General features: G+C 40.3%; 9 protein-coding genes. 6 read left to right on the forward strand and 3 right to left on the reverse strand.

Annotated elements, in window-relative coordinates; translation table 11 throughout:
• Nucleotides 1-71: 71 nt before the first annotated feature.
• The 6 genes from CYP77_RS00280 to CYP77_RS00305 are packed head-to-tail and all read left to right on the forward strand — an operon-like array spanning nucleotide 72 to nucleotide 4,936.
• Nucleotides 72-1,346: a S41 family peptidase gene (locus CYP77_RS00280; protein WP_258032455.1), complete on the forward strand. Its 1,275-nt coding sequence runs from the start codon at nucleotides 72-74 to the stop codon at nucleotides 1,344-1,346.
• Between the two features lie 16 nt (nucleotides 1,347-1,362).
• The gene (gene purC / locus CYP77_RS00285) at nucleotides 1,363-2,073 is read left to right on the forward strand and encodes a phosphoribosylaminoimidazolesuccinocarboxamide synthase (protein ID WP_009293856.1); all 711 of its coding nucleotides are present in this window, start codon (nucleotides 1,363-1,365) and stop codon (nucleotides 2,071-2,073) included.
• A gap of 8 nt (nucleotides 2,074-2,081) precedes the next feature.
• Nucleotides 2,082-2,318, forward strand: coding sequence for a phosphoribosylformylglycinamidine synthase subunit PurS (gene purS / locus CYP77_RS00290; RefSeq protein WP_009293857.1), 237 nt, complete (start codon nucleotides 2,082-2,084; stop codon nucleotides 2,316-2,318).
• Nucleotides 2,315-2,980 carry a phosphoribosylformylglycinamidine synthase I gene (gene purQ, locus CYP77_RS00295; protein WP_103567998.1) on the forward strand — a complete coding sequence of 222 codons (666 nt, stop codon included), beginning with the start codon at nucleotides 2,315-2,317 and terminating at the stop codon, nucleotides 2,978-2,980. The genes purS and purQ overlap by 4 nt, the downstream gene beginning before the upstream one ends.
• Nucleotides 2,974-4,281 (forward strand): SH3 domain-containing protein, encoded by a 1,308-nt coding sequence (locus CYP77_RS00300; protein WP_103567997.1) that lies wholly within the window; start codon nucleotides 2,974-2,976, stop codon nucleotides 4,279-4,281. Before purQ ends, CYP77_RS00300 begins: the two co-directional genes overlap by 7 nt.
• The gene (locus CYP77_RS00305; protein WP_258032452.1) at nucleotides 4,262-4,936 is read left to right on the forward strand and encodes a lysophospholipid acyltransferase family protein; all 675 of its coding nucleotides are present in this window, start codon (nucleotides 4,262-4,264) and stop codon (nucleotides 4,934-4,936) included. The genes CYP77_RS00300 and CYP77_RS00305 overlap by 20 nt, the downstream gene beginning before the upstream one ends.
• A 539-nt stretch (nucleotides 4,937-5,475) precedes the next feature.
• Here CYP77_RS00305 and lpxD read toward each other — a convergent pair.
• From lpxD to CYP77_RS00320, 3 genes are read right to left on the reverse strand one after another with little or no spacing between them, the layout of a single operon-like run.
• A complete protein-coding gene (gene lpxD, locus CYP77_RS00310) occupies nucleotides 5,476-6,429 on the reverse strand; it encodes a UDP-3-O-(3-hydroxymyristoyl)glucosamine N-acyltransferase (protein ID WP_103567995.1) in 954 nt (317 codons plus the stop codon).
• Nucleotides 6,429-6,890, reverse strand: a complete 462-nt coding sequence (gene ilvN / locus CYP77_RS00315) for an acetolactate synthase small subunit (protein ID WP_258032454.1) — start codon at nucleotides 6,888-6,890, stop codon at nucleotides 6,429-6,431. The genes lpxD and ilvN overlap by 1 nt, the downstream gene beginning before the upstream one ends.
• Nucleotides 6,891-6,892: 2 nt before the next feature.
• A complete protein-coding gene (locus CYP77_RS00320) occupies nucleotides 6,893-8,587 on the reverse strand; it encodes an acetolactate synthase large subunit (RefSeq protein WP_258032453.1) in 1,695 nt (564 codons plus the stop codon).
• Between the last annotated feature and the right edge of the window lie 294 nt (nucleotides 8,588-8,881).

Below are 8,881 nucleotides of genomic sequence, written 5' to 3' on the forward strand. Positions count from 1 at the left end.
ATGTTAATAAAATTGAGCCAAAAAATATAGGAGATATTTTGAATAAATTTACTAGATCTTTTGCGCTAAAAATAACAGGCGCCCTACTCATCTCAAGCGTAGCAGTAAATGCACTTTTTGCTAAAACTGAAGATGAGGCGAGTGCAAAACTTGAAGCACTTTCAAAACTTACAAAAACCATCTCAACTGTTGAAAAATACTACGTTGATGACATTAAATTTAAAGAGATAATTGACAAAGCCATCGCTGGTTTGATGCAAAATTTAGATGCTCACTCAAGCTTTTTAAATGAAAAAGCATATAAAGATATGCAGGTGCAAACAAGCGGCGAATTTGGCGGACTTGGCATAACAGTTGGCATGAAAGATAGCGCACTAACCGTTATCTCGCCTATCGAGGACACTCCAGCTGATAAAGCAGGCATAAAAGCAGGCGATATCATTTTAAGAATCGATGGCAACTCAACTATCGGCACAACGATAGATGAAGCCGTAAATAAGATGCGCGGCAAGCCAAAAACTCCGATAACAATTACGATTTTGCGAAAAGGCGAGCAAAAGCCATTTGACGTAAAAATCATAAGAGATATTATAAAGGTTGAATCTGTCTATGCAAAAATGATAGAAAATGAAAACATCCTTTATATACGCGTCACAAATTTTGATAAAAACGTCGTTACAAAGGTAAAAGATGCTATCAAAGAGCATCCAAAAGCAAATGGCATCATACTTGATCTTAGAAACAACCCTGGTGGTCTTTTAAATCAAGCTGTCGATCTAGTGGATCTTTTCGTAGATAATGGCATCATCGTATCTCAAAAAGGTCGTGATGCATCTGAAAATGTAGAGTATAAAGCAAGTGCTAGCAAAACCTTATCAAAACTCCCACTTGTTGTCCTTGTAAATGGCGGAAGCGCAAGTGCTAGCGAGATCGTCAGTGGCTCACTGCAAGATCATAAGCGTGCGGTGATAATTGGCGAAAATACATTTGGCAAAGGCAGCGTTCAGGTGATCTTACCAATAGACGATACAGAAGCACTAAGACTAACCATTGCAAGATACTACTTGCCAAGTGGCAGAACTATCCAGGCTGTGGGCGTCACGCCTGATGTAGTCGTGCATCCTGGCAAAGTGCCGCAAAGCGATGATAGTGCATTTAGCATCAAAGAGAGCGAACTAAAAGCACACCTAAAGAGCGAACTAAACAAGATAAATCCAACAAGTGAAGGCAATAAAACTGAAGCAAAAGATGATAAAAACATAATCACACAGAAAAAAGTCGATGAGGATATTCAGTTAAAAACAGCGATTGATACGATCAAAATTTTAAAGATAAAACAACAATAATCTAAAGGAGAACAACATGCAAAAAAGAGAGCTTATCTACGAGGGAAAAGGCAAGAAAATGTACGCCACAGACGATCCAAATCTACTTGTGGCTGAATTTAAAGACGATCTAACAGCATTTGATGCTCAAAAAAGAGGCAACGAAGCTGGCAAAGGCGCACTAAATAATAAAATCTCTACTCAGCTTTTTAAACTGCTAGAGAGCAAAGGCATCGTGACTGACCTAGTTGAGACAATAAGCGACACTGAGCAAGTGGTCAAAAAATGCGAGATCATACCTCTTGAAGTTGTTGTGAGAAATATCGCAACTGGCTCACTTAGCAAAAGACTTGGCATAAAAGAAGGCACAGTTCTACCTTTTACACTTGTTGAGTTCTACTACAAAAATGACGATTTACACGATCCGCTTGTTACTGACGAGCACTGCATCATCATGGGTCTAGTAAAGAGTGAAAAAGATCTTCAAACTCTAAGACACACAGCAAGAGAGATCAACTCTATCTTATTTAAATTCTTTGCAGAGAGAAATTTAAAACTAGTTGATTTTAAAGTTGAATTTGGTATCGACAAAGACGGCAACATCATCTTAGCTGACGAGATAAGCCCTGATAGCTGCAGATTTTGGGATGCAACAACAAATGAAAAACTTGACAAAGATAGATTTAGACAAGACCTTGGTAGCGTAAAAGTAGCTTACGAAGAAGTTTTAAGAAGAATTCTTTCTTAAGGACAAAGATGAAAGCTGTCGTAAATATAGCATTAAGAAGCGGGGTCTTAGATCCTGCTGGTAAGGCAGTGGAGCACGCGCTAAATTCGCTTGGATTTAGCGGTGTTTCAAATGTCAGGATAGGCAAACAAATCGTTTTAGACATCGACGAGAGCGATAAAAACAAAGCAAAAGAGCAGCTAAAAGTGATGTGTGAAGAGCTTCTAGCAAACACTGTCATCGAAGACTATGAGATCGTGCTATGAAAGTAGCGATCATACTTTTTCCTGGCACAAACTGCGAAGAAGACACAGCTCACGCTTTTGGGCTACTTGGCTGCCAAACGCAGATCATCTGGCACAAAGAAGATAAGATCGATGCTGATCTAGTCGTTTTGCCTGGTGGTTTTAGCTACGGCGACTACCTAAGAACGGCTGCGATAGCCAAATTTAGCCCAGCTATGCAGGCTGTAAAAGAGCATGCAAAAAAAGGCGGCTATATATTGGGAATTTGCAATGGTTTTCAGATGCTTCTTGAGCTTGGACTTTTAAAAGGTGCGATGAGAAGAAATGAAAATTTAAATTTCGTCTCAAAATATCACCATCTAAAAGTGATCTCAAATAGCAATAAATTCCTAGCAAATTTAGCCAAAAACGAAGTGGTAAATATCCCTATCGCTCATGGCGAGGGCAACTACTATACCGACGAAGATACTCTAAAAAGCCTATATGATAACGAGCAAGTCTTGCTAAAGTACTGCGACAGCCACGGTAATGAGATAAATCCAAACGGCTCAGTTGATAGTATAGCTGGGATTTGCGATGAGAGCAAAAAGATATTTGGTCTTATGCCTCACCCAGAGCGTGCTTGCGAGAAAATTTTAGGCACAGATGATGGCATGAAGATGTTAAAAGGGCTAGTTTGGTAAAACGAACACTTTTTATCGCCCTACTCGCGCTAAATTTATTTGCCGCAAACACTGATGAAGTCAGCGTTTTTGACATGATGGATGAGGCAAGAGAGGATAAATTTGTAAATAGCCAAGCATCAAAGCCGCAAGCAAAGACTCCAAGCGAAGAAGATATATCAAGAAAACTCGTCTCTCCACGCTCTATCGCCCCACAGCCAGAACGTATCACTCCAGAGCAGATGCGAAATATCGTACCGACAAACGAACCAGACATCAGCGTCCCTGACAATCAAGTCTATGACAAGATCAAGATAAAAGACCTCCTTTTAAAAGCGACAAATATCCCTAAAAACGTCGTAGTAGGAGAAATTTTTAGCGTTGAGATCGTAGCTGATACGCAAAGTGACCTTGAGTTTGAGTTTGAGACACAGCTTGATGAGACAAATATCAAATGGTTAAATAAGAAGAATTTTCAATGGGTAAAAGGCGATGAAAACAAATACATCGGCACTTTTTACCTTGAAGCAACTAGTATTGACGCAAAGACTTTACGAGTTAGCTTGGATCTAAAAAGAAATGGCGAGAACTATCAAAACTCAAACATAAATATCTTTTTACCAAAGCTAAAAGAGCTTAGAAGTGACGAAAACTACAACCACATCGTCGCTGATAACCTTGAGGTAAAGAAATTTAAAACGACTAAATTTGATGATATAAACAACATCATGGTCGTTGAAATTTACGGCAACAATGTCGATCTAAGCGCCTTTAATATCGAAAACAAAACGATCCTAAAGCAAGGTGTAGATACGATAAATGGCGACTTTAACTCGCAAAGTGCATATTATTTTGCAGTATTTAAGCCAAATAAAAAGACGCTTGACTTTAACTACTACAACCTAAAAAAAGCTAAATTTGAGAGCTTTTCACTGCCTGTGAGCGTCGAAGAGGACGAGGTTAGCACGCAAATCGGTCTAAATCCAAAACAAAGCGAATTTAGCACCTACAAAGATATCACGATCTACTCTTTGGTCGCTATCTTTATCTTGCTAGCGATCTGGCGTAGAAAGCTAAGCTACTTCTTTGTGGCAGCTGTTTTTATCGCACTTGGAATTTATACTTACAATCCTTTTGGCAAAGCAGTGCTTAAGCCAGATGTGAGCGTCACTATCCTGCCAACTAAGAATTCAACCGTTTTTTATACATCTCGCAAAAATGAAAATGTTGAAATTTTAGACACAAAAGATGACTACTCAAAAATTTTATTTAGCGACGGCAAAATCGGCTGGGTAAGAAAGGGTGATCTTGTCAAAAATTAGAGCTTTTTTCTTTTCTATTGAATTTGTGATAAGCGTCGTTATTGTCGTATTTTTTATGTGGCTCTTTAACTCTAAAAATAGAGCCATAAGAAAATTTTGGGGCAGATCGCAGAGATTTTTTGGTGGATATAAGCTTGAAGTGATCGGTAAATTTAGCGACGAAGCAAATATCTTGCTGATAAATCACCAAAGCATGCTTGATATCATCGCACTTGAAGAGATCCATCCTAAAAATATATGCTGGATTGCTAAAGCACAGATAGGCAAGATCCCGATCATCGGTAAAATTTTGAGCCTTCCTAAGATGATAGCAGTCGAGCGAGAAAATAAGCACTCGCTAATAAAGCTTTTAAGCGAAGCAAAAGACAGAGTAGAAAATGGCCGTGTTTTAGCGATATTTCCAGAAGGTACAAGGTCTCAAACTAAAGAGCTCTTGCCATTTAAAGGTGGTGCGAAGTTGCTAGTTGAAAAGCTAAATTTAAAGGTTCAGCCTATCGTGATCGTTGGAAGCGATGCGATGAAAGTGAAAGAATTTAGCTTTAAAAAGGCTGACATCAAGCTCTTTTGCCTTGATCTAGTCGATACCTCAAAACAAAACTGGCTAGAGGCGACTAGAGAGAGCATGCAAAAAGCCTTAAACGAAAATAGAAAATAAATTTAGCTTTGTAAATTTACTATTAAAATTTCATATTTCTAAAGCAAATCACTGTAAAGGTTTAAAGTCATAAGGCTACAAAGCAGATGTTAGTGTGATATTACCTTGCAAGTTTAGGCAAATCATATTAGTAAAATTTTACTCGCCAGCGATTTGTTTGATATCTTTTATAAGTTTTTGTATATCAAAGCATGTGTCCAAATTTGCTTTTACCACCATGAGCAAGAACCAATTCACGCAGTAGATGGACTTGCTCCCTATATCGTTAAGTACAAAAATCACTACATCTTACTAGCGCCTCGCTCATATTAGCTAAGCTATATTTTATTATGAGTGTTAAATTTACTTAATATACAAAAATTTGCTTTGACAATAAAATCCACTGCTTAGCCAAAACTCTTACTAGCTGCTTCTTATTAGCCGTAGGCTTTTATTTGGCCATAAATGTGGTTTGTGATTGTGGCAATAATAAAAAATAGAAAAATTTAAATTTAAATTATAGAAGTGCGACAACTATTTGGCGGAGAGCTCCGCCAAATTTAGTTTTTCTTGAAAAATCTCAATACTTTTGCTTGAAATTTAAAATGCTCTGAAAGCTCCATTATAGGATAAGCTCCAGCGTATTTTTTACCGCCAGGTAGGTCTTTGCTCACGCCTCCGCGTGCTGCGATCTGAGCAAAGTCGCCCACTTTTACGTGTCCAGCTGAGCCACTTTGTCCGCCCATGACGACGTTTCTGCCTAGCACTGTTGAGCCAGCAAGTCCAGTTTGTGAGACTATGAGGCAGCCATTTCCGAGCTCACAGTTGTGGCCTATTTGAACGAGATTATCTATCTTTGTGTAGTTTGCGATCATTGTGCTTTCAAAGACGCCACGATCTATCGTCGTGCAAGCGCCGATCTCGACAAAATCGCCCAAAACAACATTGCCATTGTGGTAAATTTTCACATGCTCACCAGTTTTTGTATGCGCATAACCAAAGCCGTCGCTGCCGATGACGCAGTTTGCTAGCAGGTGACACTCGTTGCCGATGACGCAGTCATTGTAGATGACGACGTTTGGGTGGATGATGCAGTTTTTACCGATAGTTACGTTATCACCCAAAAACGCCCCAGCCATCACTATTGTGTTTTCGCCCACGCTCACGTTTGAGCCGATATAGACATTTGGCATTATAGTGGCGCTCTGGGCGATATTTGATGGTTTTGGCTCGCAAAAAAGCGGCTTAGCGTAAATTTTACTAAGGATAGCAAACGCAAGGTGCGGGTTGTCGCACACAAGCGCTACCATGCCAGCTGGCACCAAGTCTAAAAGCGATTTTGTCACCAAAATAGCTCCAGCGTTTGAGCTGCTTATAAATTTGGCATTTTTCTCGCCGTCACAGTATGTTAGTTCAGCTTTATTTGCATTTTTTAAAGAATTTAGAGCAAAAATTTCAAGATCTTCTCCGCTAAAAGTAGCATTTACTTTTAAGGCTATTTCGCTTAGTTTCATCATATATCCATTATCACAGATCCGCCGCACACGACATCAACTGGGTTAAATTTCTTTATCGATTTTAAAAAGCTCTCTATCCTGCTCGCATCGTCAGCTACCATGACGACGATGTAGTTTTCGTTTGTGTTTGTGACGATGCCATTGTATGACTTTAGTATCGCCTCAAGGCCTGCGAAATTTTCACCAAGCGGAATTTTCACAAGCGCCATCTCTTTTTCGACAAATTCGCCACTTTCTATGACTTTATATGTTGGGATGAGCTTGTGAAGCTGTTTTACGATCTGCTCTAAAACCCTCTCATCGCCACTTGTGACGATGCTTAGTCTTGAGAAGTTGCTCTCAGGTATCGGAGCGACTGTGAGCGTGTCGATGTTGTAGCCCCTGCCCGCAAAAAGCCCAGAAATTCTAGCCAAAACGCCATGTTCATTTAAAACTATAACCGAAATCGTTCTTCTGATACTCATTTTTCTTCCTTGCTCTTTAATATCATATTATAAATCGCAGCCCCAGCTGGAACCATAGGAAGCACGTCCTCAAAGCGGTCGATCCTCACGTCGATAAGAGCTGATTTTTTACTCTTGATCGCCTCTTTTAAAGCCTTTTTAAACTCATCTTTGCTCTTGCAAACAAAGCCAACGCCGCCAAATCCCTCAGCGATCTTGACAAAATCAGGCTGCAAGCTAAGATCAGTCGATGAGTAACGCTTTTCATAGAAAAATGTCTGCCACTGGCGCACCATGCCTAAGAAGTTGTTGTTTAAGATGATGTTTATGACAGGGACATTTGTCTCATAAGCAGTCATTAGCTCTTGGATATTCATAAGTATCGAGCCATCTCCTGTAAAATTTACAACCAAATGCTCAGGCATCGCACACTTTGCGCCGATCGCTGCTGGCAGGCCGTATCCCATCGTGCCAAGGCCGCCACTTGTGACAAGCTGTCTTGGGCGGTTAAATGGATAAAACTGCGCCACCCACATCTGGTGCTGACCGACGTCAGTTGCGATGATAGCCTCAGGGCCGACTATCTTTGCGGTCTCTTCAACTACCCATTGAGGCTTTAAGACCTTGTCACTATCTGTGTAGCCAAGTGGGTTTAGCTTTTGATATCTATCTAAAATTTCTCTCCAAGGCGCATAGTTTTTAGGCTCACCTTTCACCTCTTCATAAAGCTCGCTTAACACGTTTGTAAGGTCGCCAACTATCGGATAGTGAGCGTTTATGATCTTTGAGATAGAGCTTGGATCGATGTCGATGTGAATGATCTTAGCGTGTTTGGCAAACTCATCTGTCCTGCCTGTGACCCTATCGCAAAATCTAGCGCCAAGCGAAATGAGAAGGTCACACTCACTAAGAGCCATATTTGAAGCGTAGCTGCCGTGCATGCCTGCCATGCCTAAATTTAGCTCATCTTTTGCATCAAGCACGCCAAGAGCCATAAGCGTCTCGACCGCTGGGATGCCTGTTTTTTTCATAAATTTACGTATGATCTCGCTTGCATTTGATGCGACTGCACCACCACCAATGTAAAGAAGTGGCCTTTTTGCTTCATTTATCGCAGCTGCAGCTTTTTTGATCTGCTTAGAGTTGCCTTTATATGTTGGCTTGTAGCTTGGGATAGAAATTTCTTTTGGATAGACAAAGTCGCCAAGCTTTGAAGTTACGTTTTTTGGAATATCGATATGAACTGGTCCTGGGCGGCCTGATCTTGCGATGTAAAACGCCTCTTTTATGATGCGAGGTAGCTCCTCGACGCTATTTACTAAGAAGTTGTGTTTGACACAGGGGCGTGAAATGCCAACTGCATCGATCTCTTGAAAGGCATCTGTGCCGATCATAAAGGTTGGTACTTGACCGCTTATAAGCACGACTGGGATGCTGTCGCTGTAAGCTGTGGCAAGGCCAGTGACCGCGTTTGTAAAGCCAGGACCGCTTGTCACAAATGCAACGCCCACTTTGCCGCTAACCCTTGCGTATCCGTCTGCTGCGTGCACGGCTGCTTGCTCGTGGCGAACCAAGACGTGCTTAAAATAAGTTTGTTTATATGTCTCGTCGTAGATATTTAAAGCTGCACCGCCAGGATAGCCAAAAACTATCTCAACGCCCTCTTCATGCAAGGCTTCGCTTATCATCTGCGAACCAGAAATTTGTTTTATCATCATTTTAGCCTTTTGATAAATTTATCGCAAATTATATCCCAAAGCATTTTAAATCCATTTTAACTTTTTAGCGAAATTTAGGCGTTATCTTAAATTCTTTGAAAAAATTTTAACGCTGGAGCAAGGATATTACAAAGTATTTTACATATAATTTAACGTAATATTTTTAGTATTTTGATAAATTTGGCAAATTTTATAGTAAAAATTTATAAAATAGACGGATGGGACAGAAACCAAATTCAATCCAGCCAATCCAGCCAATCCAGCCAATCCAGCCAATCCAGCCAATCC

The sequence above is a fragment of the Campylobacter concisus genome, from assembly GCF_002913865.1.
GTDB lineage: Bacteria > Campylobacterota > Campylobacteria > Campylobacterales > Campylobacteraceae > Campylobacter_A > Campylobacter_A concisus_AM.